Origin of the sequence: Erysipelothrix anatis, assembly GCF_009828745.1 — a bacterium.
GTDB lineage: Bacteria > Bacillota_I > Bacilli_A > Erysipelotrichales > Erysipelotrichaceae > Erysipelothrix > Erysipelothrix anatis.
In genome coordinates this window covers 12,909-36,907 of sequence record NZ_WTSX01000001.1, presented here as the reverse complement: position 1 = coordinate 36,907, position 23,999 = coordinate 12,909, and the positions used below count along the sequence as shown (strand labels likewise).

At 38.4% G+C, this 23,999-nt stretch carries 26 protein-coding genes; 22 read left to right on the top strand and 4 right to left on the bottom strand.

Annotated elements, in window-relative coordinates:
- Positions 1-123: 123 nt before the first annotated feature.
- Genes GVV19_RS00185 through GVV19_RS00165 form a run of 5 tightly spaced genes read left to right on the top strand, consistent with a single transcriptional unit; the run spans position 124 to position 4,590 of the window.
- The gene (locus tag GVV19_RS00185; protein ID WP_159644655.1) at positions 124-1,305 is read left to right on the top strand and encodes a PucR family transcriptional regulator; all 1,182 of its coding nucleotides are present in this window, start codon (positions 124-126) and stop codon (positions 1,303-1,305) included.
- A 12-nt stretch (positions 1,306-1,317) separates the two neighbouring features.
- A complete protein-coding gene (locus GVV19_RS00180; RefSeq protein ID WP_159644652.1) occupies positions 1,318-2,082 on the top strand; it encodes an ABC transporter ATP-binding protein in 765 nt (254 codons plus the stop codon).
- Entirely contained in the window at positions 2,069-2,836 is a 768-nt protein-coding gene (locus GVV19_RS00175) for an ABC transporter permease (protein ID WP_159644650.1), read from the top strand. The genes GVV19_RS00180 and GVV19_RS00175 overlap by 14 nt, the downstream gene beginning before the upstream one ends.
- 7 nt (positions 2,837-2,843) lie before the next feature.
- Positions 2,844-3,854 (top strand): ABC transporter substrate-binding protein, encoded by a 1,011-nt coding sequence (locus GVV19_RS00170; RefSeq protein ID WP_159644648.1) that lies wholly within the window; start codon positions 2,844-2,846, stop codon positions 3,852-3,854.
- Positions 3,847-4,590 carry an ABC transporter permease gene (locus tag GVV19_RS00165; RefSeq protein ID WP_159644645.1) on the top strand — a complete coding sequence of 248 codons (744 nt, stop codon included), beginning with the start codon at positions 3,847-3,849 and terminating at the stop codon, positions 4,588-4,590. The genes GVV19_RS00170 and GVV19_RS00165 overlap by 8 nt, the downstream gene beginning before the upstream one ends.
- Positions 4,591-4,631: 41 nt before the next feature.
- Here GVV19_RS00165 and GVV19_RS00160 read toward each other — a convergent pair whose 3' ends face one another.
- The 3 genes from GVV19_RS00160 to GVV19_RS00150 are packed head-to-tail and all read right to left on the bottom strand — an operon-like array spanning position 4,632 to position 6,821.
- Positions 4,632-5,429, bottom strand: coding sequence for a MetQ/NlpA family ABC transporter substrate-binding protein (locus GVV19_RS00160; RefSeq protein WP_159644642.1), 798 nt, complete (start codon positions 5,427-5,429; stop codon positions 4,632-4,634).
- Positions 5,430-5,442: 13 nt separating this feature from the next.
- Positions 5,443-6,105: a methionine ABC transporter permease gene (locus tag GVV19_RS00155; RefSeq protein ID WP_159633547.1), complete on the bottom strand. Its 663-nt coding sequence runs from the start codon at positions 6,103-6,105 to the stop codon at positions 5,443-5,445.
- A complete protein-coding gene (locus tag GVV19_RS00150; RefSeq protein ID WP_159644640.1) occupies positions 6,102-6,821 on the bottom strand; it encodes a methionine ABC transporter ATP-binding protein in 720 nt (239 codons plus the stop codon). The genes GVV19_RS00155 and GVV19_RS00150 overlap by 4 nt, the downstream gene beginning before the upstream one ends.
- A gap of 209 nt (positions 6,822-7,030) precedes the next feature.
- Here GVV19_RS00150 and GVV19_RS00145 point away from each other — a divergent pair, with 209 nt between their 5' ends.
- The gene (locus GVV19_RS00145) at positions 7,031-7,438 is read left to right on the top strand and encodes an OsmC family protein (protein ID WP_159633541.1); all 408 of its coding nucleotides are present in this window, start codon (positions 7,031-7,033) and stop codon (positions 7,436-7,438) included.
- Positions 7,439-7,487: 49 nt separating this feature from the next.
- On the opposite strand, the gene GVV19_RS00140 is transcribed toward GVV19_RS00145, so the two are convergent.
- Positions 7,488-8,252 carry a lipoyl protein ligase domain-containing protein gene (locus GVV19_RS00140; protein ID WP_159639190.1) on the bottom strand — a complete coding sequence of 255 codons (765 nt, stop codon included), beginning with the start codon at positions 8,250-8,252 and terminating at the stop codon, positions 7,488-7,490.
- Between the two features lie 122 nt (positions 8,253-8,374).
- Between GVV19_RS00140 and GVV19_RS00135 the strand changes: the two genes are divergently transcribed.
- From GVV19_RS00135 to GVV19_RS00060, 16 genes are all read left to right on the top strand, one after another.
- Positions 8,375-9,226 carry an aldose 1-epimerase family protein gene (locus tag GVV19_RS00135; RefSeq protein ID WP_159644637.1) on the top strand — a complete coding sequence of 284 codons (852 nt, stop codon included), beginning with the start codon at positions 8,375-8,377 and terminating at the stop codon, positions 9,224-9,226.
- Entirely contained in the window at positions 9,223-9,618 is a 396-nt protein-coding gene (locus GVV19_RS00130) for an MJ0042-type zinc finger domain-containing protein (RefSeq protein WP_159644635.1), read from the top strand. Before GVV19_RS00135 ends, GVV19_RS00130 begins: the two co-directional genes overlap by 4 nt.
- Positions 9,619-9,777: 159 nt before the next feature.
- A complete protein-coding gene (adhE, locus tag GVV19_RS00125) occupies positions 9,778-12,387 on the top strand; it encodes a bifunctional acetaldehyde-CoA/alcohol dehydrogenase (RefSeq protein WP_159633529.1) in 2,610 nt (869 codons plus the stop codon).
- A gap of 141 nt (positions 12,388-12,528) precedes the next feature.
- Entirely contained in the window at positions 12,529-13,314 is a 786-nt protein-coding gene (locus tag GVV19_RS00120; protein ID WP_159644633.1) for a GNAT family N-acetyltransferase, read from the top strand.
- A gap of 60 nt (positions 13,315-13,374) precedes the next feature.
- Complete coding sequence (gene deoD, locus GVV19_RS00115; protein WP_159639186.1) at positions 13,375-14,094, top strand: purine-nucleoside phosphorylase; 720 nt, start codon at positions 13,375-13,377, stop codon at positions 14,092-14,094.
- Between the two features lie 86 nt (positions 14,095-14,180).
- Complete coding sequence (locus GVV19_RS00110; protein WP_159633520.1) at positions 14,181-14,465, top strand: hypothetical protein; 285 nt, start codon at positions 14,181-14,183, stop codon at positions 14,463-14,465.
- Positions 14,466-14,642: 177 nt separating this feature from the next.
- Positions 14,643-14,933: a hypothetical protein gene (locus GVV19_RS00105; protein ID WP_159644631.1), complete on the top strand. Its 291-nt coding sequence runs from the start codon at positions 14,643-14,645 to the stop codon at positions 14,931-14,933.
- 374 nt (positions 14,934-15,307) lie between these two features.
- On the top strand, positions 15,308-15,508 hold the full coding sequence (locus tag GVV19_RS00100) for a heavy-metal-associated domain-containing protein (protein ID WP_159644629.1): 201 nt from the start codon (positions 15,308-15,310) through the stop codon (positions 15,506-15,508).
- A 23-nt stretch (positions 15,509-15,531) separates the two neighbouring features.
- Complete coding sequence (locus GVV19_RS00095; RefSeq protein WP_159644626.1) at positions 15,532-17,982, top strand: heavy metal translocating P-type ATPase; 2,451 nt, start codon at positions 15,532-15,534, stop codon at positions 17,980-17,982.
- 69 nt (positions 17,983-18,051) lie between these two features.
- Positions 18,052-18,243 (top strand): copper chaperone, encoded by a 192-nt coding sequence (locus GVV19_RS00090; protein WP_159633508.1) that lies wholly within the window; start codon positions 18,052-18,054, stop codon positions 18,241-18,243.
- 42 nt (positions 18,244-18,285) lie between these two features.
- A complete protein-coding gene (locus tag GVV19_RS00085) occupies positions 18,286-18,693 on the top strand; it encodes a hypothetical protein (RefSeq protein ID WP_159633505.1) in 408 nt (135 codons plus the stop codon).
- Positions 18,694-18,850: 157 nt separating this feature from the next.
- Complete coding sequence (locus GVV19_RS00080; RefSeq protein ID WP_159639178.1) at positions 18,851-20,050, top strand: phosphoglycerate kinase; 1,200 nt, start codon at positions 18,851-18,853, stop codon at positions 20,048-20,050.
- Positions 20,051-20,053: 3 nt separating this feature from the next.
- Positions 20,054-20,797, top strand: coding sequence for a triose-phosphate isomerase (gene tpiA, locus GVV19_RS00075; RefSeq protein WP_159633499.1), 744 nt, complete (start codon positions 20,054-20,056; stop codon positions 20,795-20,797).
- 33 nt (positions 20,798-20,830) lie between these two features.
- Positions 20,831-22,126 (top strand): phosphopyruvate hydratase, encoded by a 1,296-nt coding sequence (gene eno / locus GVV19_RS00070; protein ID WP_159633495.1) that lies wholly within the window; start codon positions 20,831-20,833, stop codon positions 22,124-22,126.
- 126 nt (positions 22,127-22,252) lie between these two features.
- Entirely contained in the window at positions 22,253-22,624 is a 372-nt protein-coding gene (locus GVV19_RS00065; protein WP_159639177.1) for a hypothetical protein, read from the top strand.
- Between the two features lie 95 nt (positions 22,625-22,719).
- A complete protein-coding gene (locus tag GVV19_RS00060; protein WP_159644624.1) occupies positions 22,720-23,850 on the top strand; it encodes a hypothetical protein in 1,131 nt (376 codons plus the stop codon).
- Positions 23,851-23,999 lie beyond the last annotated feature (149 nt).

Below are 23,999 nucleotides of genomic sequence, written 5' to 3'. Positions count from 1 at the left end.
ATTGAATAAAATATTGTAGAATCACACATAAATATCGAAAATTATTGTGTTATAATACAATTGTTTGTAAGCGGATACCGCTATATAATGAATGCGGAACGGTAGCGCTCTCAGGAGATTGCAATGATTAGTTTAAAAGAAATATACGATGCACTGAATCGACGATTCGATATTATATCGCTTAATAAGCGTGCAGAATACGCGGAACATGCATCCGTTTCTTCAATAACCGTAATGGAAACGGTAAATGTTGACCAGTGGGTAAAAGGCGGAGAACTCATACTTACAAGTAGCTCAACATTTCCAAAGTCACACGAGGACCTAACATCATTAATTGAGACACTCAAACAAAAGCATGCAACATGTCTTGCGATTAAAGTCATTGAGGAAGATCGCCCGTCTCAGGACGAGCTCGAAGCTCTTACCGAAAATCTAGAATTCCCAATCTTATGGATACCCCACAGTGTTACATACCTTGAGATTATGAATTATGTCAATTCCATGCTCTTTAATATCAAAGAATACAATGATTTTAGAGAACGTGCAGCCTACAATATTATTTTTAACAACGGAACAATAGACAGTTTAATTGTTGACTCATTTAAGTCATATGATGTCGATATTACGAATTTAGACTGCTTGGTTGCTAATTTTAATTTCAAGGCAGACTCAGAAGACAATCGCATTAATGTTCATTTTGATGCATTTTTTAAAACAGTCCAGCTTATGTGTTCGGATTTAATTAATACATCGAAGATTGCAGAATATTTGTTTGTTCGCCAGTTGAATAGTTTTATTATCATTTTTCTTGGGAATCGAGAACAACTCCAAGAACTGAAATTAAAGCACTATTCAATCGAAGCATTGGATCAATACAAAGAGAATTTAAATGTGCTGAGTGTAGGACTGAGTAACATCGAGTATATTAAATTTATGCCGCAACTTCTTGATCAAGCCCAATTTACGTTGAGTTTTACAAATCATGATGTTGAAGGTGGTTATATTGAAGCCTATGAAAATGTCGAGTTTTACCACATGATTTACAAGGGCATTGGTTCGGATATGGATACATTCCTAATGTCCACATTACACACTGTGCGCAAAGGTTCGATTCTCTATGACACATTACTGATGTATTTCCGTTGCAATGAAAACCTCCAAGAGACGAGCAAACAACTGTACATCCATATCAACACCTTGAATTATCGTTTAAAGCGAGTTCAAAATGTGACAGGATTAAATTTAAATGTGACACAAAACAAAGTGAAGTTATACTTAGCGGTCATTGCTGAGTACAACCAATAAGGGAGATAGATTATGTCAAGTAAACGTATTGTCAGTGTTCAAAATCTAAATAAAACATTCGTAAACCAAGCGAATGAAACGATCACGGCACTCAAAGATATAAATTTTGAAATCAATAGTCAAGAGTTTGTTTCAATTATCGGTCCATCAGGATGTGGAAAATCTACATTGCTTCGGATTGTATCTCAACTTGAAACATACAATAGTGGTAACATTGAATATTTCACAGATGGTCCAATAGCTGATAACATCGGATTTGTTTTCCAGGAATCTGTGCTATTTCCATGGAAGTCCGTCTATAAAAATGCAGTCTTTCCACTTAAAGTAAAAAATATGATGACAGATTCTCACCTCAAATATGTTGATCATCTTTTGAAAACGACAGGATTAGAAAAATTTAAAAATGCACTACCCAAAGAACTATCTGGAGGAATGAAGCAGCGAGTTTCAATCGTGCGTTCATTATCCTATAGTCCTCAGTTATTATTAATGGATGAGCCGTTTGGAGCTCTAGATGCAATTACTCGCGATACGCTTAATTTAGAATTGGCACGAATCTCTCGTGAAGAAAAAATGACTGTCGTATTCGTAACCCATGACATTGATGAAGCAGTATTCCTTTCATCGAAAGTCATTGTTATGTCAGCTCGCCCAGGCGAAATTAAAGAAATTGTTGATATAGATCTTCCAGCAGATCGTGATTTATCCATTCGTGCTGATGAACGGTTCACTACCTATGCGAAACACCTCAGAGGGCTGCTCAATGAAGACAATTAGAAATACTTTTGATAAGCACCCGTTACTAAATACCGTAGCGTCTATCACGGTTTTTATTCTGATCTGGCACCTTTATGTGACACTCGTTCAAGTGCCACACTTCATGCTTCCAGCACCGCTAAGTGTGCTGAAAGAGTTGGTCTATCAGTTTAGTGGAAGTAGTATTTGGCTTCATATTGGCATCACTTTGTATGAGGTTTTGGTCGGATTTATTTTGGGCGTTATTGTTGGGGCGATTATTGCCTATGCAATTTACAAATCAGAAACGCTCAGTGATTATATAAAACCAATTTTGATTTTTCTCCAAGTTGCGCCTAAAATTGCGTTAGTACCGCTTTTTGTTGTTTGGTTTGGACTTGGCCTGACGTCTAAAATTATAGTTGTATTTTCGATGGTCGTATTCCCAATTATAATTGGGATTGAATCTGCTTTACGTCAGATTCCGTCATCTTATTATGATTTGTTACACGTCGTTCAGTCGCCAAAGTCAAAAACAATCGTTGATTTAGAAATTCCGTACATTCTACCCGAAGTGTTTGCATCGCTTAAAATTGCAATTGTTCAAGCAATAATCGGTGCAACAGTTGCAGAATGGATGGCCGGACAATATGGTCTTGGTTATATTCAATCCTTTGCATCATCCACATTCAATACACCACTGTTAATCGCAGGAATTGTAGTGACGATTATTCTGGGTGTGATTCTCTATCAGATTATCGAAATACTTGAGCGCAAGTATGTCTTTTGGAAGTAGGTCGATTATGAAACGAATTATTACAATACTCTTACTAACAGTAATGCTCGCAGGCTGTGGGCAAAAAAGTCACACATACACACCAAATCAAGATGGTTTGATAGATGTAAGTGTTCAAATTGACGGTGCGGCAGTTCCGTACTATGCACCAATGTATGTTGCTCAAGAACGCGGTTTTTTTGCCGAACAAGGTCTTAATGTTTCATTCTATTATGCTTCAGCGGCAGAAATTGTAAAAAACGTTGGATCTAACAATATAGAATTCGGTTTTCCGAATGCAGATCCAGTTATCATTGGGCGCGCAAATGGCGTTCCTGTAAAAATAGTCCACACAACGTTACAAAATGGACTGGGTTCAGTCATTTTTAAAGATGCATCTGGAATTAAAGTACCGAGTGATCTAAAAGGGAAAACAATCGGGATCACCTCCTATGGTAGTCCTAATTACAGTCAACTAAAAATGTTACTCGAGACAGAAGGACTTACCATCGATGATGTCACAATCAAGATTATTGGTACTGGTGCTATTGTGAATGCACTTATTACAGATCAAGTGGATGCTATCAGTTTCTCAATGCTACGTACTTATGAGCTCCGCGCAAATGGAGAAGCTGTATCAGAATTTAGATCGAACGAGTTTACAACTACCTACGGAAATGTTGTTATAGTAAGTGACACTTTCTTAGAAACAAATCCTGAGCTAGTTGAGGGCTTCACAAAAGCACTCAACAAATCGCTCGAATATATTACGGATGGCAATCTTGAAGATGCCGTCGACTTATCCATTGATAACTATGCTCAATCAGCTAAAAACTCTCGAGACAAATTCGTGACAATAATGGATGATGCCTATGTTAACGGATTATGGCAAAGTGAGGATACGAAAATCCATGGATTTGGTTACAATAATCGTGAGCGATATCAATTGTTCATCGATGATCTTGTAAAATTTGGTATTATCTCTAAATCATACGATGCATCGGAATTAATCGTTGAAGGAGGTGCTAACCATGAATAAAAAAATTATCAGACCTATGATTCTCACAGCTATCATTCTTGTGATTTGGCAAATTGCAGTTCAAGTTACGAAGGTGCCGAACTATATTATGCCAAGCCCAGTTGAATTGGTTCAGTATATGGGCAATCAGTTTGCAACAGGTTCAATTACGAAACATATTTTAACAACACTGCATGAAGTTATCGTTGGGACATTCTATGGAATTCTTGTTGGGATTGCGTTGGGATATGCAATTGCGAAGTCGAAATTGGTGGACCGATTAGTGACACCTATTATCTTGATTCTACAAATTGCGCCAAAAATCTCACTCGCACCGCTCTTCCTTTTATGGTTTGGCTTAGGGGCAACGTCTAAAATTGCTTTAGTTATCTTAGTTGTTTCTTTCCCTGTTATGATTGCACAAAGTACAGTTATCAAAAATATTGATAAAAATTATATCGACTATATGACGGTCTTAAACGGAAATGCTTTACAACGATTCATTCATGTAGAACTACCGTATTCATTAACAGCAGTTTTGAGTGGGATCAAAGTTTCTGTGACTCAAGGGATGACAGGAGCAGTCATTGGTGAAATGATGGGGGCTCAAGCTGGTCTTGGGTACCTGTTGGTCTATGGAAGTGAAATGTATGATATTAAAATAATTCTTAGCTCAGTCGTCATTCTGTCTGTCCTTGGACTTATCTTATATTATCTTGCAGAGTATGCTGAAAAGAAAATCATTTATTGGAATTAAAACTAAAAAAAGCTAGCAATTATGCTAGCTTTTAATTTGTTTTAGAATGCAGGTGCAAGTGTTTTTGAGTTTTCTTCGTTTGTTAAGAAATCTTTAACTTCTTTACTTGTCATTGCTTCTTTTAATTTATTGATTTTTTCTGAATCTTTATTATCTTCGCGTGCTACAAGTGAAATAGCATAGTGTGTTGATCCGGATGTTTCAAGAATTAAAGCATCTTGTTTTGGTGTTAATCCAAGTGCCTTGATGTATGTAGGGTAGTTGTATACTAAATCTACTTCATCGTATGCTTGTGTTAATGTGAGCAAATCAACTTCGATGAATTGGTAACTTGTTGCTGCAACATCTTTTAAAGTTGCATCGTGTGTTTTTCCATTCAAATTGATAAGACCAGCAGCTTCGAGCATCATTAATGCACGTGCTTGATTAACTTGATCATTAGGAATGGCAATTTTAGCATCTGTTGGTAAATCTTTGATGTCAGATACTGTTTTTGAATAGAACCCAACGATTGCATCATAAATTGGTTGAACGCCAACAAGTGTGCCATTGTTAGCAGTATTAAACATTGTCATGAACGGAACATGTTGGAAGAAGTTCGCGTCAATCTCTTTATTGTTTAGTGCAATGTTAGCTGCAGCATTATCTGATACAGGAACAAGTTCAACAGTATAACCATCTTTCGCGAGAACTTCGCCAGCAATTGTTACGACGGTTGTCATCGGTTCCATGTGTGATGCAACTTTGATAACTTTGTCTTCTTTAGAATCCTTAGCAGTGGTGCCACATGCTGTCAGAACTAATAATGCAAGTGATGAAACTAGTAATTTTTTAAACATATTCTCAATCTCCTCATCGTTTATCTATTTTTCGTGCGATGGTTGTTCCAACAAACTGAATTGCTTGAACAATCACAATCATGACTGCAACTATCGAATAAAGTAAAAGATAATCGAAGCGTTGGTAGCCATAACGCATTGCAAAGTCACCGATACCCCCGCCGCCTACTGCACCCATAACGGTAGAGTAAGAAACGAAACTAATAATTGAAGATGTGAGTCCAAGAACAATTCCGGACCGTGCTTCTACATAAAGGAACTTCGTAATGAGTTGTGGAACGCTTGCGCCCATAGAAAGTGCCGTATCGACAATTTCTTGAGGGACATCTAGTAATGATTGCTCGACGAAACGGGCAAAAATTGCTACGGCAACAAAGGAAAGGGGAATGGATGCAGGAATGGTTCCAAGCGATTTACCTAAAAGAAATCGTGTTACTGGAATCATTGCTACGATGAAAATTAAAAATGGAAAGGAACGGACAACGTTAACATAAAGATTTCCTAACGTGTAAGCAATGCGATTCTCAAGGACACCATCTTTACGTGTTAGATAAATAAGTGTTCCTAAGGGTAATCCAACGAGAATTGCGAAGCATGTGGAAATTCCAATGAGAATTCCAGTTTCGCCTAATGCTTTAAGAATCTCAGCTTGGTATTGAAGGATATGTGCCATCATCGTTGAAGCACCGCCTTAGCATGTGCGACATACGAGGTATCTGTCTCCATTGGTAGATTGTTGACAGTGACAACATCTTTTAGAACGCCACGTTCCATGACTGCAACTCGGTTACAGATTGCTTTTGCAACTTCCAACTGATGCGTAACCACTACTATAGTCGTTCCAAAAACTTCATTAATTGATTTCAAAACATCAAGTAAGTCTGCGGTTGACTTCGGATCCAGTGCAGAAGTGGGTTCATCACAAATCAAGATATTTGGATTTGTCGCCAATGCGCGCGCAATTGCAACGCGTTGTCGTTCGCCTCCAGATAATTGATTGGGATAGTGATCCTTTTTATCAAGCAAATTTACAAACGTTAAAACCTCTTCGACCCGTGCATTGTCGTTCACGTTGCTAAGTGTTAATGGTAGGGCAACATTTTCAGCGACTGAACGGTTTTTGAGAAGGTTGAAGTTTTGAAAAACAACTGAGATTTCTTTCCGTATGGTACGAAGGGCTTTTGCAGTGAGGGTACTCATATCGGTACCATTCACAAACACCGTGCCAGCATCGTGTGTTTCGAGTTGATTCACCAACCGTAACAACGTCGACTTGCCAGCGCCGCTTTCGCCAATTATTCCAAAGATTTCTCCACGGTGCACTTCAAAGCTCACGGAATCGAGAACTGTGAATGCATCATAGGCTTTGGAGACATTTTCAAATCGTATCATTTCTTCACCAACCTTTGACCCGCGTTCATTATAAGCCTTAATGAGAGCGATTGCACGTATTGTGCGGGCATCTGGTTCAAGTTTTTAGATTTAATTTGTGATGCGGTTCGCATGCAATAAAAACCTATCAAAAGCCACTGTTTTAAAGCAAACAAGATAAATATTTCTTATATGTGTGCTAGAATAGGGTAAAGAAAGAGGTGCTTTAAATGAGCGAATTGTATAAAACATTAGCAGTCAACGATTCCAAAATGGAAGACGAAACACGTATTGAAGGAGAATGGAAGATTAAGGTTGCGTCTCCCACTTCAAATCAAGAAGGTGCAAACCCTGAACAATTTATGGGTATGGCATGGGCGACTTGTTTAAATAAAACCGTGCAAGCGCTGATGAAAGCGCGAAGCTGGGATAATGAGAGTCGCGTCCGTGTTGAAGTAACACTCCATCCACAACCAGAAACCAAAGGCCTTTACTTTGCAATGCGTGCATTTGTGGCAGTTGAAGGATTAGAAATGGATAAAGTTGAACAACTTGCAGAGCAAGCACACCGCCGTTGCCCTGTTTCAAAATTAATCCAAGCAAATGAACATGTCTTTGTCGAAGTTGAAACATACTAATTCATAATAAACTAAGAAAAGCGTACCTCGGTACGCTTTTTGTTTGGTGTTATTTGGTTAATACACGATTTTGTCGATGTGTCATGTCCATTGAGGTTTGAAATGCGTCGTGGGTTGTGTCATATCCTGTGATTTCGTAAGTTGAATCGGTCCGGCGTTTCAGTTCATCAATCATTAGCTGCGCGACTTGAGGAACCGTAAGTGTAAGCCCTGTGAGTGACGACAGTGTACCCATGAAGTCTTTATGCACCACTACATCATCATAATCCATGGCTTCATAAAAGCCTTGTACTAAAGAACTACGCTGATCTTGATTTCCATTAACACCGATGTAACATACCAATGCCACACTATCCAAACGTTTGCGCTGAGCAGTTCCGCAGAACTTGCGCCCGTTGATACTCATATCAGAATTTCCGGGGCAATATGCGCCAATTATTTCTCCAGTATCAATTGCATGGGTAATAGGGGATAAAGCATCGCGGATAAACTGATCCAAATAGCGGTAATTATCATACATATTTGCATTTGACTTCAAAACAAGGGACATATTGAGAACGCCTGAGTCTGAGACAATTGAACGACCTCCAGAATTACGGACAATTACAGATGCATCATGATCATGATAGTAAGCAAGTCCTTTTTCAAATGCTGGTATCTTAGTATCATCTAAGCCCATATTGACACCTTCATGCTGAAAGAGGTGTAAAATAAGTGTCTCTTGATCTACTGTTCGAACTGAATAATCGTCCATTGCTGTTGAATGCATTGCATTTTCGGGTTTCCCCAATTCATTAATGATTAAGCCTTTCATCGTATACCTCCATGTAAATAATCATAGTCCTTAAGATGTGATAGGTAAAGGTATTTGTTCATACAGAATTCAAAGAAATGGGTATGAATTATGCTATAATGCTCCTATGACAGAGGTGAATGATGATACTATTAGAAAATGATATTTTAAAAGTAACGATTAACCCAATGGGAGCAGAGTTACGATCCGTCTACCACAAAATTAAAGAACGCGAATATATGTGGCGTGGTGATGCCAAGTACTGGGGACGTGTTTCTCCGGTTTTGTTTCCTATCGTTGGACGCGTAAAAGATGGCTTTTATGTTTATGATGGTCAAAAGTACGAGCTTTCACAGCATGGATTCTTACGTGACCAACAGTTTGAGGTTATTAGCAATGACGCATCCTCAGTAAGATTCCAATATGAAAGCAAGGGTTCGAAGTTAGAGGTTTATCCGTTTGAACACGCTGTTGTGATTACGTATAGTTTAATTGCGGACGTGGTATGTATTACGTGGCAAGTGTTTAATAAAGACACTAAAACAATGTATTATGGTATTGGTGGACATCCTGCATTTGCATTAGATGCTGATGGCGATTATGAGTTCCGATTTGATGCTCAAAAAGATGTGAGCGAACTAACCTTAACCAAAGGACATGTTGATCAAGCAATTCCGATGGAAACACTGAATCCAGTCGCAGTCACATTTGATACATTTAAAAATGATGCAATCATCTATACGAATGTTGATGCGGTTGAGCTTGTTAATAAACGCAATGGTGATACAGTTCGTGCCGATTTCCCAGGCTTCAATTTTGTGGGACTTTGGACTTCCGTTGTTGACGACGCACTCTCACCATTTATCTGCATCGAGCCATGGATCGGTATTACCGATAGAATTGATGCAAGTGGCAAACTTGAGGAAAAATACGCAATCGAAGAATTGGAGGCAAATACGGATAAATCGTATAGCTATTCGTTAAGATTTATATGAGACAAAAATTTATGCAGTTCATGCGCGGTCGATATGGAACGGATAAGTTAAATACACACTTATTGTACTTTTCGTTGGTACTTGCGCTCATAAGTATGATTTTCAACATTAATTGGCTTATCTTTATATGGGTAGGGATTATGGCTTTTGTTTACTATCGAATGTTTTCGAAGCAAACGACCAAACGATTCCAAGAGAATCAGGCGTATCTCTATATATGGCATAAGTGGCGTGCAAAGGTTCGTAAAGTAACACAACGTATCAAAGACTTTCCGAAATACAAATATTTAAAGTGTCCTGAATGTAAAACCGAAATGCGCGTGCCACGAGGTCGTGGAAAAATCGAAGTAAAATGCCCGAAATGTGCAACGAAATTCGATGCAAAATCCTAAACTTACCAAAGTTAGTTAATTATTTCACAATGTAAACGCTTTACACAAAGCGTTTATTTTTTTATATCAAATTATTAATCAAATAAGCTTGCAAACATTCGCCAGGAACCGGAAACAACGATATACTAACAATGTGAAAGAAATAACAAGGAGGACTTTATGACAGACAAAAAGACAGTCATTGACAATGAGGTAAACGAACTCGTTGCAAAAGGACAAAAAGCATTAGAAGAATTCTTAAAGCTCGATCAAGAACAAATCGACTACATCGTTGCGAAAGCAAGTGTTGCAGGTGTTGACCAACACGGTTACCTTGCACAAGTGGCTATTGAGGAAACAGGCCGTGGTGTATTTGAAGATAAAGCAACTAAAAATATGTTTGCATGTGAACACGTTATTAACCATATGCGTCATCTTAAAACCGTAGGTATCATCAGCGATGATGATGTTACAGGTATTACTGAAATTGCCGATCCAGTCGGTGTTATTTGTGGTATTACACCAGTAACAAACCCTACTTCAACTGCAATGTTTAAATCATTAATTTCATTAAAAACCCGTAATCCAATTATCTTTTCATTCCACCCATCTGCACAAAGATGTAGTGTTGAAGCAGCGAAAGTTATTCGTGATGCAGCTGTAGCTGCTGGTGCTCCTAAAGATTGCATCCAATGGATTGAACGTGGATCAAAAGAAAAAACAGACGAACTTATGAACCACGAAGGTGTCGCAACAATCTTAGCAACTGGTGGTAACGCAATGGTTCGTGCAGCATACTCATGTGGTAAGCCAGCGTTAGGTGTTGGAGCCGGTAACGTTCCAGCATATATTGAAAAAACAGCGGATATTCCACAAGCTGTTAACGATATTGCACTTTCAAAAGCATTCGATAATGGTATGATCTGTGCTTCAGAACAAGCTGTTATCATTGATACGGAAGTTTATGATGAAGCCGTAGAACGATTCAAAAAATACGGTGTCTACTTCATTAACAAAGAAGAAAAGAAAAAAGTTGAAAAATTCATGTTTGGCGTCGCATCAACTGATAAGAACTATGCTGATGCAGTCTTAAATCCAACCGTTGTTGGTAAAGATGCAACATGGATTGCAGAACAAGCAGGTATTAAAGTCCCTTCAAATACAGTTATTATTGCTGCTGAATGTGCTCAAGTTGGACCTAAAGAAGTCTTGACACGTGAAAAATTATCACCAGTTCTTGCAGTTCTAAAATCAAAGAGTACAGAAGAAGGAATCGCATTAGCACGTCAAATGGTTGAATTTAATGGAATGGGTCACTCCGCAGCGATTCATACGAAATCAAAAGAAATCTCAGAACAATTTGGAGAAGCGATTCCAGCAATTCGTATTATCTGGAATGCACCATCAACATTTGGTGGTATCGGAAATGTTTACAACGACTTTATCCCTTCATTAACACTTGGATGTGGATCATATGGTCATAACTCTGTTGGTGATAACGTGGGTGCCGTACACCTCTTAAACATCAAAAAAGTAGGGAGACGAAATAATAATATGCAATGGTTCAAAGTTCCTCAAAAAATCTATTTCGAACGTAACTCAATTCGTTACCTTCAAGAAATGCGTGATGTACAACGTGTCTTCATCGTAACAGACAAATCCATGGTCGATCTTGGATTTGCTAACCTAATTACAGAACAATTAAACCTCCGTGCAAACCGTGTTGATATTCAACTCTTTGCCGATGTTGAACCAGATCCATCAATCGAAACAGTCCGTAAGGGTGTTGAGATGATGCAAGCATTCCAACCTGATACAATCATTGCTTTAGGTGGTGGATCACCAATGGATGCTGCGAAAGGTATGTGGATCTTCTACGAACACCCAGATACAGACTTCAATGATCTTAAACAAAAATTCATCGATATCCGTAAACGTGCCTTTAAATATCCAGACTTAGGACAAAAAGCACAAATGGTATGTATTCCAACAACATCAGGAACAGGTAGTGAAGTAACACCATTCGCTGTTATCACTGATAAAGTGGCAAACAAAAAATACCCACTTGCAGACTACTCAATGGTTCCAAACGTTGCAATCGTTGACCCAATCTTTACGACAAACCTACCAGCATCTGTTACTGCAGATACAGGACTTGATGTCTTGACTCATGCTACAGAAGCATTTGTATCAAACTTTGCTAACGACTATACAGATGGCCTCTGCATTCAAGCGGTTAAGATGGTCTTTGAATACCTCGAACGCTGTGTTCATGATGGTAAAAATGACTTAATTGCACGTGAAAAAATGCATAATGCATCAACAATGGCTGGTATGGCGTTTGCTAACGCATTCTTAGGAATGAACCACTCATTGGCTCACAAAATTGGTGGACGTTTCCACGTACCTCATGGACGTATCAACGCAATCTTGATGCCACATGTAATTCGATATAATGGAACACATCCAGAAAAACCATCATTATGGCCAAAATATAATGTTTACCGTGCACACGAACGCTATGCAGAACTTGCACGAATCTTAGGATTAAAAGCAGATACTGTTGAAGAAGGTGTCGAAAGTTATGCTCAAGCATGCCACGACCTCGCAGTTCGTTGTGGTGTCACAATGAATCTTAAAGCACAAGGTGTTGATGAGAAAGAATTCCTCAAATACGAAAAAGAAATTGCTTACCTTGCTTATGAAGATCAATGTTCACCATGTAACCCACGTCTTCCAATGGTTGAAGATATGCGTACAATCTTAAAACAAGCATACTATGGCGAATAGTTAATCAAACATAAAACACGATGATTCTATCATCGTGTTTTTAGTTTGTTTGAATTAATTTTCATTCGTTTTCTGAAAACTGTTGCAACAATCTTTTAACGTGCTATAATCACTGTAATAAATATCAAAAAGGAGGATATTATGAAGAAACTAAACCAAGATAATGAAGCAGAATTGCGAGCTTTCTTAGCCGTTGAACCTCACTATAATCTCTTCCTCATCGGTGACTTAGATGCTTTTGGATTTGATGATGCGATTCAAACATATTATGGTGATTATAAAGATGGGGAGCTTGTAGGAGTAATATTTCGTTTTCGAGATGATTCAATTCATATCTATGCTACAGAAGTTCAAGACTCACTGATTGCGAAGATTGACACATTATACAAAGGCTTGCCTTTTAAACGCATTATGGTCACGCAGCCAACCATGGACTTACTCGGAAATCATATTTTGCCCTATATCCAAGAACCACGTCCAACAACCATGTCAGTCTATACACCGAATGACCTTGATGTAGACACACATTTAGTTCAAAAGTTAGATTCGACCTATGCAGCACAAATTGCGCATATCGAAACACTTGCATTTGCGAGTGAAGAAAGTCGCGATGTTGATCGTATTCGCACAGGCATTGAATCAGGGGAGCGCGTTGTCTACGGTTTCATTGAAGATGGCAATGTTGTTACTGTGGCAAGCTACGTTGCCCAAACAGAATTCAGTGCGATGATTGTAGGCGTCGCAACTCTAGATAGTGCACGTAATAAAGGCTATGCAACACAAGTTGTCAAAAAACTAAGTGATGATCTGTACGCAAAAGGGAAACAAGGTGTGCTCTTTTATGATAATCCCAACGCGGCAAGAATTTATGAAAAAATGGGATATGCACCTTTAACACGGTATTATATGAACGATGTGAAACGTTAGTCTTATATCTATTGCCACTTTCATGTATAATAAAAATAGATGATGTCAGGAGGACAATAGATGGCAACACCACATATTAATGCAGAACAAGGACAAATCGCAAAAGTTGTACTTATGCCAGGAGATCCATTACGTGCCAAGTTTATTGCAGAAACATTCTTAAAAGATGTAAAGCAATTTAACGAAGTTCGTAATATGTTTGGATATACAGGAACTTACAATGGGGTAGAAGTATCCGTGATGGGTTCAGGAATGGGACAACCAAGTATTGGTATCTATTCATATGAACTTTATACACAATTTGGCGTTGAAGCAATCATTCGTATTGGTTCAGCAGGTTCATATAAAGAAGGACTTAATGTTTATGATGTAATCATGGCAGACAGTGCATATAGTGAATCTAGTTTTGCGAAGGTCGCTTTCGGTTACGAAGAAGATACGTTGAAACCAAGTGCAAAAGTTAACGAATCATTGCGCGCAAGTGCCGTTAAACTTGGAATTCCAATGCAAGAAGATCGAGTTCACTCAAGTGATGTATTCTACCGTGATTCTGGTGAAACATGGCAAGAACTTCGTGATAACCACGGCGTATCATGTGTTGAAATGGAATCATTCGCATTATTTGCAAATGCACAAAAATTAGGAAAACATGCAGCATGTATCCTAACAATTTCAGATTCATTTGTAACTTCCGAAGTTACTTCAGCTGAAGAACGACAATTGTCATTTACTAAAATGATGGAAATTGCGTTAGATACAGCATCAACCATTACATTCTAAGAGTAGCATAAGCTACTCTTTTTTTGTTTCGGTGTTGAGTATTGTGTGTGCCTCCTATATTATAGAAATACAAGGAGGTACACCCGATGGACCTATCACCTGCAATAATCGCAAGCATAATTTTAATGATCACAGGTATTTTTCTCGCACTCATCGTGAGTACCTTTACTGCACCTGAACATAGTAGATTCCGCAAAATACAATATGGAGTTTATATTGTAGCTGGATTACTACTTACAAATCTTGGATTGACGATCCTTTTTTGGGATGTATCGAACCGCTTAAAACTTGCTGATATCATGTTTATGATGGTTGGAATGTTTGTGGTAGGCTACAATGTCAGAAGTCTGATGAAAACGTTTAAAAAGTAACATCGCAGTTAAAATTAACCCAATTGATTTTAAAGGAAAAATAATGCACATCCATCCAAAACAATTCATCAAAAGTGACAAAAAACACATAATACATTATAATGAATATATCAATACAGAGATGGTGCGTGCATCATATCTTTAAAATGAATGCACCACTTGTCATAGGAGGGAAACATGACAAAAAATGGGAAATTTGTTTTGAAATCGCTTCTCATGAAGGGATTAGCGATTGTTAGTGTTATCAGTGTGGGGCTTTACACTTCACCCTATAGTGTAGTCTTTGCGGAAACAACAAAGAAAGAAAATAGTATCTTTGGAATGTCTTCTGGTCAATTTACGTCAATACTTTTAGTGGTCATTGGTTTTGGCCTCCTCATGTATTTACTTGATCGATCAGCGCGTCGAAATGATGAAATCGATCGAAGTGAAGAAGAGATTAGTCGCAGCAAACAGGATGAAATGTAAATTTATGCATGATAAAAGAGCTCTTTGGATTTAATACGTTAAAGCAAAGAGTTTTTTTTTATTACTAGATAATGCGTTAGAAATCCACTTAAGTGGCGTTATTGCCATCTTCATAAAACAGATGTATACGTAAAAAATATTAAAATTTTGTGAATTGTGCAAACTTCTTTTGCATTATAGCGAAGATAGATTATAATTAGAGTATCCTTAAGTAGGGTACGAGACGCGAACACAACCCCCCCGTGTTCGCGTTTTTGTGTGCGCATTTTGATTTTGATTACAAATGTAAACTATTTGAAGTCAAACTCTTGCAATTCCCGAAAAACAATGATAGACTACAAATGTAAACGATATAAAACCAAGGAGGATTTACCATGGAAAAAGAATTTAAAGTAACAGGAATGACATGCGGAGGATGTGTCCGACACGTAACACATGCTGTACAAGATATTGTGGGTGTTGAAACAGTCGATGTTGATCTTACATCAGGAATTGCGAAAGTTAAAGCCGATGCGTCTGTTACCGATGCACAAATCATTGCAGCTATAAATGAAAGTGGTTATTCAGCACAATAATCCACCATCTTGGAGGAAAGACTATGAGTACTAAAACATATGAAATAACAGGGATGACTTGTTCTTCATGCCAGCTACACGTTGAGAAAGCAATTTCGAAGGTTGCGGGTGTTGAGGCGGTCGATGTAAACCTTGTAACCAATAAAGCATCAGTGACCATGAATGATGATGTTTTAGAAGCAACAATTATCAAAGCTGTCGAAGACAGTGGCTATGGAGTTGCTGAAGAAGTATTAACGAAAAGTGTAGACCTAAAAATTACGGATATGACATGTTCATCATGTGTTGCGAACGTGGAAGGTGCGCTGAGTGCGGTTCCAGGAATTGAAAAAGCAACCGTGAATCTACTTATGGAACGTGCTCACATTGAATATGATCCCAATCAAGTGAAGCTTTTCGATATTATTGAAACAATCAAAGGCCAAGGCTATGGTGCGGTTCGCATGGAAGAAGTAATTGAAGATGACGATACGCTCATTAAAGCACAACGTAAAGAACGCCGAGGTGTCATTGTTGGATTAATTTTAGGTGCGATTATGCTCTACATAACAATGGGGCAAATGTTCTCAATAAAATTACCACAACCTGCATTCGTAGATATGATGGAAAATCCATTAAGTTATACCTTATTCCAATGGGCAATCACAATTCCTGTGGTATGGGTTAACCGAGGTTACTTTATTCGTGGATTCAAAACATTAATGAAACGTTCTCCAAATATGGATACCTTGGTAGCTATAGGAACAGGGGCAGCCATTGTCTATAGTTTCTATGGAACCGCACGTATCTTCATGGGTGATGCAAGTTACGCTCATCATCTATACCTAGAAACAGCTGTTGTTATTTTAGCGCTCATTAGTCTTGGTAAATACTTCGAATCAATGAGTAAAGCAAAAACATCATCAGCAATCAAAGCGCTTCTAAATTTGAAACCTGCAACAGCGATTCTCTTGCGAGATGGCGTTGAGGTTGAGATTGACAGTGACGAAATTAGTATTGGTGATCACTTAGTCGTGAAACCAGGATCATCGATTCCAATGGATGGAATTGTTATTGAAGGACACAGTAGTGTCGATGAAGCGATGCTAACTGGTGAAAGTATGCCAGTTGATAAAACCGTTGGTGACAACGTTGTAATGGGTACAATGAATATAAATGGACGAATGATCGTTGAGGCAACTGTAAGTAATGAAGATACTGCACTTGCAAAAATTGTCCAACTTGTTGAGAATGCTCAAAACGAAAAAGCACCAATATCGAAAATGGTCGATAAGGTATCGGGTATTTTTGTACCAATCGTTATTGCAATTGCGATCATTTCGGGAGTGTTCTGGTACTTCTATTCCGGTGACGTTGAATTAAGTATGACCGTGTTTGTTACAGTACTTGTCATTGCTTGTCCATGTGCCTTAGGATTAGCAACACCAACTGCAATTATGGTTGGAACGGGTGTCGGTGCACAAAATGGAATCTTCATCAAATCTGCTGAATCATTAGAAGAAGCGTCTCATATTCATACAGTTGTCTTTGATAAGACAGGAACATTAACATACGGTGAACCCGTCGTAACAGATATCGTGTCTCATGACCTTGATGATGTAACCTTGATGACGATTATAGGATCAATTGAACGCATGTCAGAACATCCTTTAGCGCAAGCCTTAGTCAAAGGTGCTGAAGATCTCAATGTGGTCTATGATGATATTGAAGGATTTGAAGCATTGGTGGGACGTGGTGTGCAAGGATTTTATCAAGGGAAACCACTCTATATCGGAAATGAAAAACTAATGCGTGAGCAGGATAGTGATATGTCTGCATATCAAAATGATGTGAATACATTTGCGAAGTCTGGAAAGACGGCCATGATTGTCTCGTTAGATCATCGTGTTGTCGGTGTCGTTGCCGTTGCGGACACGATTAAAGATGAAGCAATTGAAACAGTTGCAGCGTTGCAAAAAATGGGGCTTGATGTTGTTATGATGACAGGTGACCATAAGGATACGGCGAAAGCAATTGCTGATCAGATTGGTATTTCTCATGTTTTAGCAGAAGTTTTACCCGACGAAAAAGCATCCAATATTAAACGCCTGCAAGAAGGTGGCGAAAAAGTAATGATGGTTGGGGATGGAATCAATGATGCCATTGCGCTTGTTCAAAGTGATGTAGGAATTGCTGTTGGAACGGGAACAGATGTTGCGATTGAATCTGCTAAAGTTGTCTTGATGCGTGATAACATCAAGGACGTTGCAAATGCGATTGCTTTAAGTAAAGCGACAATGCGTAATATTAAACAAAACTTGTTCTGGGCATTTGCTTATAACGTTGTAGGAATTCCATTTGCGATGGGACTCTTCAAACTCCTCTTCAACGGACCATTATTAGATCCAATGATTGCGGGGGCAGCAATGGCATTCTCATCAGTGTCCGTTGTTACAAACGCATTGCGTCTTCGTAAATTTAAAGTGAAGCATTAAGCACATTTCAAAATGCTTTCATTGAAAATTGTGTCGTAAAAACGTACAATGGCACTAAGAGGTGTTTTCATGAAACATATAATTTTTGTAAAAGGATTAACAACTGAAGAAGATCGTGAGAAAGTACAATACGAACTTGAAAATACACGTATTGAGTTTACGATTAGTACAGCAACAAGTAGTGTTACGGTAAGTGGCTCAAACGATGTTATTCACAGTGCCAAACAAGCAATAATTCAAGCAGGCTATGTAATTCAATAGCCTGCTTTTTTCTGTGATATAATAGATGTAAGAGGTGATTTCATGGAACCATTTGATTTGGCTATCATTGATAAAGCTGCAGAACGTCTCTTTGAAATCGAGACATTACTTCAAAAACCGGCATACCGCTTAAATGCAATTACCTATACGGTTTCGTCACAGCATGTGAAAGCCAAAAATATTATTAAGATTCTAAAAGTAGAAGTAGAAACATTAATGCCACTGTTGGAAGCCGTCGAGAATGAATTTGAACGGTGTCATTATGCGAATGCGTTGACCTACCAATACGATGCAAGTTATCGCATTCTTCAACGTTTTGATGCAACAACGATCAATCATACTAAGCGGCAAATTTATAAAGCAGTTTATGGGATTGAAGCTGTGTTTGCCCGTCTCTATCGCATCTTGACAATGATTGAACAAGATATTGTCGTCAACCATACCGCTTAGCGGTATTTTTTGTGATGGAATTGAAACTTTTCGCAATCAGTCAAAATATAGGTGACAAATTATAAGACTATTGTGAAAACGAGAACAAGAGATGTTGATATCATTGTTTATCCAGTGTTTATTTGCTATAATAGTCAACGTATATAAGGAGGCAATTATGACAAAAAGAACTGTCACAGATTTGGATGTTGCTGGCAAACGTGTCATTGTACGTGTAGACTTTAACGTTCCGTTAAAAGATGGCGTCATTACAGACGACAACCGTATCAATGGTGCATTACCAACAATCAAATACTTGGTAGAAAATAACGCAAAAGTTATTCTTATGTCACACTTGGGGAAAGTAAACCATAAGGACGCTGAAAAAACAGAAGCTGACAAAGCTAAAAACAACATGGCTCCAGTAGCGACACGCTTACAAGAGTTAATGCCTGAAACAAACGTTACTTTTGTTCCTGTAACACGTGGAATCGAATTAGAAGACGCTGTTGCAGCAATGAACGATGGTGACATTGTATTAATGCAAAACACACGCTATGAAGCAGGTGAAAGCAAAAATGATGATAATCTTGCAACGTATTGGGCAGGATTGGGTGATCTCTTTGTAACAGATGCATTTGGATCTGTACACCGTGCTCACGCATCAACTGTAGGTATTGCAAATCACTTACCTTCAGCACTTGGATTCCTTGTGGAAAAAGAAGTCAAATTCTTAACAGAAGCAATCTACTCACCAAAACGCCCATTTGTAGCGATTTTAGGTGGAGCAAAAGTTAGCGATAAGATCAATGTTATTGAAAACTTGCTTGATGTTGCAGATAAAGTTATCGTTGGTGGTGGAATGGCTTATACATTCTACAAAGCAATGGGACGTGAAATCGGAACATCACTTGTTGAAATGGATCGTATCGACATTGCGAAAGCTGTTATGGAAAAAGCTGGAGATAAATTAATTCTCCCAGTTGACACAGTGGTTGCCGCTGAATTTGCACCCGATGCAACACCAGTTGTTGTATCAGCAGATGCTATTCCAGCAGATATGATGGGGCTCGATATCGGACCGAAATCAATCGAACTATTCAAAAATGAATTACAAGGCGCTAAAACAGTAGTATGGAATGGACCAATGGGAGTCTTCGAATTTGAAGCATTCGCAAATGGAACATTAGAAGTATGTAAAGCAATTACAGAACTTCCAGAAGTCTTAAGTGTTATCGGTGGTGGTGATTCAGCTGCTGCAGCTATTCAATTAGGATTTAAAGACCAAATTACTCACATCTCAACAGGTGGTGGTGCAAGCTTGGAATTTATGGAAGGAAAAGAATTGCCAGGAATCGCTGCAATTCAGGATAAATAAAAAATGAGAAAACCAATTATCTTCGGAAACTGGAAAATGAACAAAACAAATGCACAAGCACAATCATTCTTTGACGGTGTTGATGCATTCGCAACAGACAAAGCTGACTTTGGTGTTGCAGTACCTTTCACAGCATTACATACATCTGTAAATGCTGCGAAAAATATTCACGTTGCAGCTGAAAACGTACACTGGGCACCAAATGGCGCTTACACAGGTGAAGTTTCAGTTGAAATGTTGAAAGAAATCGGTGTCAAATGGGTAGTTTTAGGACACTCAGAACGCCGTCAATACTTCAACGAAACAGATGAAGAAGTCAATAAAAAAGCTGCTGTTGCTATTGAAGCAGGAATGACACCAATCATCTGTGTCGGAGAAACATTGTTCGAATTTGAAGCTGGTAAAACAGAGTCAGTAGTTCGTAAACAAGTTGCGGGTACATTAGCTGGATTAGCTCCAGAAGCTGTATCAAACTTAGTAATCGCTTATGAACCAGTTTGGGCTATTGGAACAGGTAAGAGTGCAACAATTGAAATTGCACAAGATACATGTGCATTAGTTCGTGATGAAGTTCGCAACATCTTCGGTGATGATGTTGCAAGCAAAGTACGTGTACAATACGGTGGATCTGTAAAACCAGATAACATTGCAGAATACATGTCACAAGAAGACATTGATGGTGCTTTAATTGGAGGCGCTTCATTAGAAGTTGACTCATTCAAAGCAATCATTGATGCAATTAAATAATTAGATAATCAATATAGAGGAGGACATATTAATATGCCATTTATTATCGATATCCACGCACGTGAAGTTTTAGACTCACGTGGTAACCCAACAATTGAAGTTGAAGTAGCAACAGATTCAGGTGCTTTCGGACGCGCTATGGTACCATCAGGTGCATCAACAGGTGAACGTGAAGCATTAGAACTTCGTGACGGAGACAAATCACGTTACGACGGAAAAGGTGTTTTAAAAGCAGTTGAAAACGTAAACGAAATTATTGCTGACGCATTAATCGGATTTGACGTAACAGACCAAAACTTACTTGACTTAACAATGATCGAATTAGACGGTACAAAAGATAAGTCAAAACTTGGAGCAAACGCTATCTTAGGTGTATCCATGGCTGCTGCACATGCTGCTGCTGATTTCTACGGAATGCCACTTTACAAATACTTAGGTGGATTCAATGGAAAAGAACTTCCAGTTCCAATGATGAACGTTATCAATGGTGGATCACACGCTGACTCATCAGTTGATTTCCAAGAATTCATGATTATGCCAATTAGCGCAAAAAACATCAAAGAAGCAATCCAAATGGGAGCAGAAACATTCCACGCTCTTAAATCAGTTCTTAAAGCTAAAGGACATGTTACAGCTGTTGGGGACGAAGGTGGATTCGCACCAAACTTAGCATCAAACGAAGAACCATTAGAAGTTATCGTTGAAGCTATCAAAAAAGCTGGATACGTACCAGGAACAGACATCGTCTTAGCAATGGACGTTGCTGCTTCAGAATTCTACGACACAGAAAAAGGTGTTTACGTATTAAGCAAATCAGGTGGAGAAGTATTAACATCTGACCAAATGATCGATATGTACGAAGGATTTATCGAAAAATACCCAATCGTTTCAATCGAAGATGGACTTGGAGAACGTGACTGGGATGGATGGAAACGTCTAACAGACCGTATCGGAGACCGTGTACAAATCGTTGGTGACGACTTATTCGTAACAAACCCAGCTATCCTTGCAGAAGGAATCGAAAAAGGAATTGGAAACTCAATTCTTATCAAAGTTAACCAAATCGGTACTTTAACAGAAACATTTGACGCTATGGAAATGGCTAAACGTGCAGGATATACATCAGTAGTTTCACACCGTTCAGGAGAAACAGAAGATGCAACAATCGCTGACATCGCAGTAGCATTTAACGCAGGTCAAATCAAAACAGGATCAATGTCACGTACAGACCGTTTAGCAAAATACAACCAATTAATCCGCATCGAGGAAGAATTGGGAGCAGCTGCTAAATACTCAGGTGCTAAAACATTCTTCAACATCAAAAAATAATTGATGAACATACAAGACATCCTTCGGGATGTCTTTTTTTTGTGAAGCAAACCAAACACCATGATTGATTTGAAAAAAACTTGCGAGGTGCGTATAATTAGAAAGTCAAAGTACATGGGGGAATTTATGAAATTAAAACTAGATAAGCAGTATCTTACCGAATTGATGCAAACATATGGGACACCAGGCGTCGAATCGCATGCCATTTATGCAGTTCAACAAAAAGCATTCACGGTGACGATGTCACCTAAAATACTAATACTAGAACCAAATGTTATCGTGATTCTCAGTCTACATCCATTTTCACTTAAAGTGAACTCTGTTGAAACATACCGTTTAGACGGAAATACACAAGTTATCGCTAAAAGAGGAATTCTATTCTATAAACTCAAACTTAAAGTAAATGGAAAAAAAGTTTTCAAAGCGAACGTCAATAAGACAGTTATGGGCCTTAATGACATTCAAAAACCAGGAATTCAAGCATTGCTCAAATACTAAGACACGGCTATCCGTGTTTTTTTATGCGAAAATGTACATTCGTTTCTTGAATCGGATAGCCATGTTATGATAAACAGGATTTTAAGGAGGTCTTGATGAATAAAAAATTAAAACGATTGTTTGTGGTGGGAGGTGTAATTGTCCTATTAATTGTAATGAATATGATTCTCAATAGAACGGTTAATACTACACTCGAATCACTTAATCAGACGACACAGGATGTGCTCCTTGACTTTGAGCGTCTGAAACAAAGTGAGAAAGCGGATCCAATTTGGGATGGTTATAATTTAAGTAGTGCGCCAATTATTTTTGTCGATAAAGATAGCTGGTTTAATAATGCCTACACATTCAATATGGACGAACTTGAGGGTCTCAATACAATTGGTTCTACCTTAATTACAAATACTGAATCATCTGTATATCGGTTTGCGAGTACAAATCCAGCGACATGGTTTTTAAATCTTCCTTTCGGGAATTTCCCATCGATGAATCAGCATTATCATGTTGGTTCCTATCACGATGTTTATTATACAAAGTATAGCAATCAAGATATTAAACAAGCATTTGATCAACCTGAGTCCTATCCAACGTCATTTTTTATGCATGAATATGCGCATTACAGCATTCAACGAAACTGGCCTGATGCTGCTGATTTCTTACAACCATTATCCGTCGAAGGACAAGCACTTGCACTATTGCAGTATCGTATTTATGATGCCTTGATTTTGGAAATGAATGGAGCGGGTCGTGAAGCGGTCCTTGCACAATTGTTAGCGGATTGGAGTGTAGTTCAAACTGCGCGAAGCACAGACAATCCATCGTACGTATCTGATGAAGGTGTAAAGCTAACGCTTGAAGGTGTTGCGACCTACATTGGGCGTGAAGCTTCCTTGCGAATCGGTCAACCTTTTCATTACCTAACTGCTTCTGATGGAACACCTGCGACCTATGAAATGATTATCAGTGCAATCGGTGATGGACTTATGGACGCATCCTACATTTCTAATAGTGGTCTCTATAATACAGGTGCAGTTTTAGGGGATGCTCTTGATACCGTATTTCCAGAGTGGCAGATGATTCTCAATGGTATGACACTGGAAAATCCTGTTTCAGTCTATGACTTAATATATAGGTTTGTTGATGGCCAACAACTGCAAGGTCAACGTTTGGACGATCTAAAAGCTATTTACAACTATGATTCATTATTATCTGTTTCCCAAAAATAAATCACAATAAAGATAAGCATTTTTTTCGGACATTGAATGACGAAAGCAAATGCTTTTTTTATTGCTTTGATAATCTGAGGCATTAATCAACCCCTTGTTTTTTTCTCATGTTAAAAAAAACACAAGTTTTTTGAGTTTTGGAACAAAAA

What these genes read in the sequence shown, in the direction of transcription:
- GVV19_RS00100 (WP_159644629.1), top strand. Translation starts at nt 15,308, where the DNA reads ATGGAAAAAGAATTTAAAGTAACAGGAATGACATGCGGAGGATGTGTC.
- GVV19_RS00105 (WP_159644631.1), top strand. Translation starts at nt 14,643, where the DNA reads ATGACAAAAAATGGGAAATTTGTTTTGAAATCGCTTCTCATGAAGGGA.
- GVV19_RS00160 (WP_159644642.1), bottom strand. Translation starts at nt 5,429, where the DNA reads ATGTTTAAAAAATTACTAGTTTCATCACTTGCATTATTAGTTCTGACA.
- GVV19_RS00145 (WP_159633541.1), top strand. Translation starts at nt 7,031, where the DNA reads ATGAGCGAATTGTATAAAACATTAGCAGTCAACGATTCCAAAATGGAA.
- GVV19_RS00165 (WP_159644645.1), top strand. Translation starts at nt 3,847, where the DNA reads ATGAATAAAAAAATTATCAGACCTATGATTCTCACAGCTATCATTCTT.
- adhE (WP_159633529.1), top strand. Translation starts at nt 9,778, where the DNA reads ATGACAGACAAAAAGACAGTCATTGACAATGAGGTAAACGAACTCGTT.
- GVV19_RS00175 (WP_159644650.1), top strand. Translation starts at nt 2,069, where the DNA reads ATGAAGACAATTAGAAATACTTTTGATAAGCACCCGTTACTAAATACC.
- GVV19_RS00180 (WP_159644652.1), top strand. Translation starts at nt 1,318, where the DNA reads ATGTCAAGTAAACGTATTGTCAGTGTTCAAAATCTAAATAAAACATTC.
- GVV19_RS00135 (WP_159644637.1), top strand. Translation starts at nt 8,375, where the DNA reads ATGATACTATTAGAAAATGATATTTTAAAAGTAACGATTAACCCAATG.
- GVV19_RS00110 (WP_159633520.1), top strand. Translation starts at nt 14,181, where the DNA reads ATGGACCTATCACCTGCAATAATCGCAAGCATAATTTTAATGATCACA.
- tpiA (WP_159633499.1), top strand. Translation starts at nt 20,054, where the DNA reads ATGAGAAAACCAATTATCTTCGGAAACTGGAAAATGAACAAAACAAAT.
- eno (WP_159633495.1), top strand. Translation starts at nt 20,831, where the DNA reads ATGCCATTTATTATCGATATCCACGCACGTGAAGTTTTAGACTCACGT.
- GVV19_RS00095 (WP_159644626.1), top strand. Translation starts at nt 15,532, where the DNA reads ATGAGTACTAAAACATATGAAATAACAGGGATGACTTGTTCTTCATGC.
- GVV19_RS00155 (WP_159633547.1), bottom strand. Translation starts at nt 6,105, where the DNA reads ATGATGGCACATATCCTTCAATACCAAGCTGAGATTCTTAAAGCATTA.
- GVV19_RS00130 (WP_159644635.1), top strand. Translation starts at nt 9,223, where the DNA reads ATGAGACAAAAATTTATGCAGTTCATGCGCGGTCGATATGGAACGGAT.
- GVV19_RS00085 (WP_159633505.1), top strand. Translation starts at nt 18,286, where the DNA reads ATGGAACCATTTGATTTGGCTATCATTGATAAAGCTGCAGAACGTCTC.
- GVV19_RS00140 (WP_159639190.1), bottom strand. Translation starts at nt 8,252, where the DNA reads ATGAAAGGCTTAATCATTAATGAATTGGGGAAACCCGAAAATGCAATG.
- GVV19_RS00185 (WP_159644655.1), top strand. Translation starts at nt 124, where the DNA reads ATGATTAGTTTAAAAGAAATATACGATGCACTGAATCGACGATTCGAT.
- GVV19_RS00080 (WP_159639178.1), top strand. Translation starts at nt 18,851, where the DNA reads ATGACAAAAAGAACTGTCACAGATTTGGATGTTGCTGGCAAACGTGTC.
- deoD (WP_159639186.1), top strand. Translation starts at nt 13,375, where the DNA reads ATGGCAACACCACATATTAATGCAGAACAAGGACAAATCGCAAAAGTT.
- GVV19_RS00170 (WP_159644648.1), top strand. Translation starts at nt 2,844, where the DNA reads ATGAAACGAATTATTACAATACTCTTACTAACAGTAATGCTCGCAGGC.
- GVV19_RS00065 (WP_159639177.1), top strand. Translation starts at nt 22,253, where the DNA reads ATGAAATTAAAACTAGATAAGCAGTATCTTACCGAATTGATGCAAACA.
- GVV19_RS00060 (WP_159644624.1), top strand. Translation starts at nt 22,720, where the DNA reads ATGAATAAAAAATTAAAACGATTGTTTGTGGTGGGAGGTGTAATTGTC.
- GVV19_RS00090 (WP_159633508.1), top strand. Translation starts at nt 18,052, where the DNA reads ATGAAACATATAATTTTTGTAAAAGGATTAACAACTGAAGAAGATCGT.
- GVV19_RS00120 (WP_159644633.1), top strand. Translation starts at nt 12,529, where the DNA reads ATGAAGAAACTAAACCAAGATAATGAAGCAGAATTGCGAGCTTTCTTA.
- GVV19_RS00150 (WP_159644640.1), bottom strand. Translation starts at nt 6,821, where the DNA reads ATGATACGATTTGAAAATGTCTCCAAAGCCTATGATGCATTCACAGTT.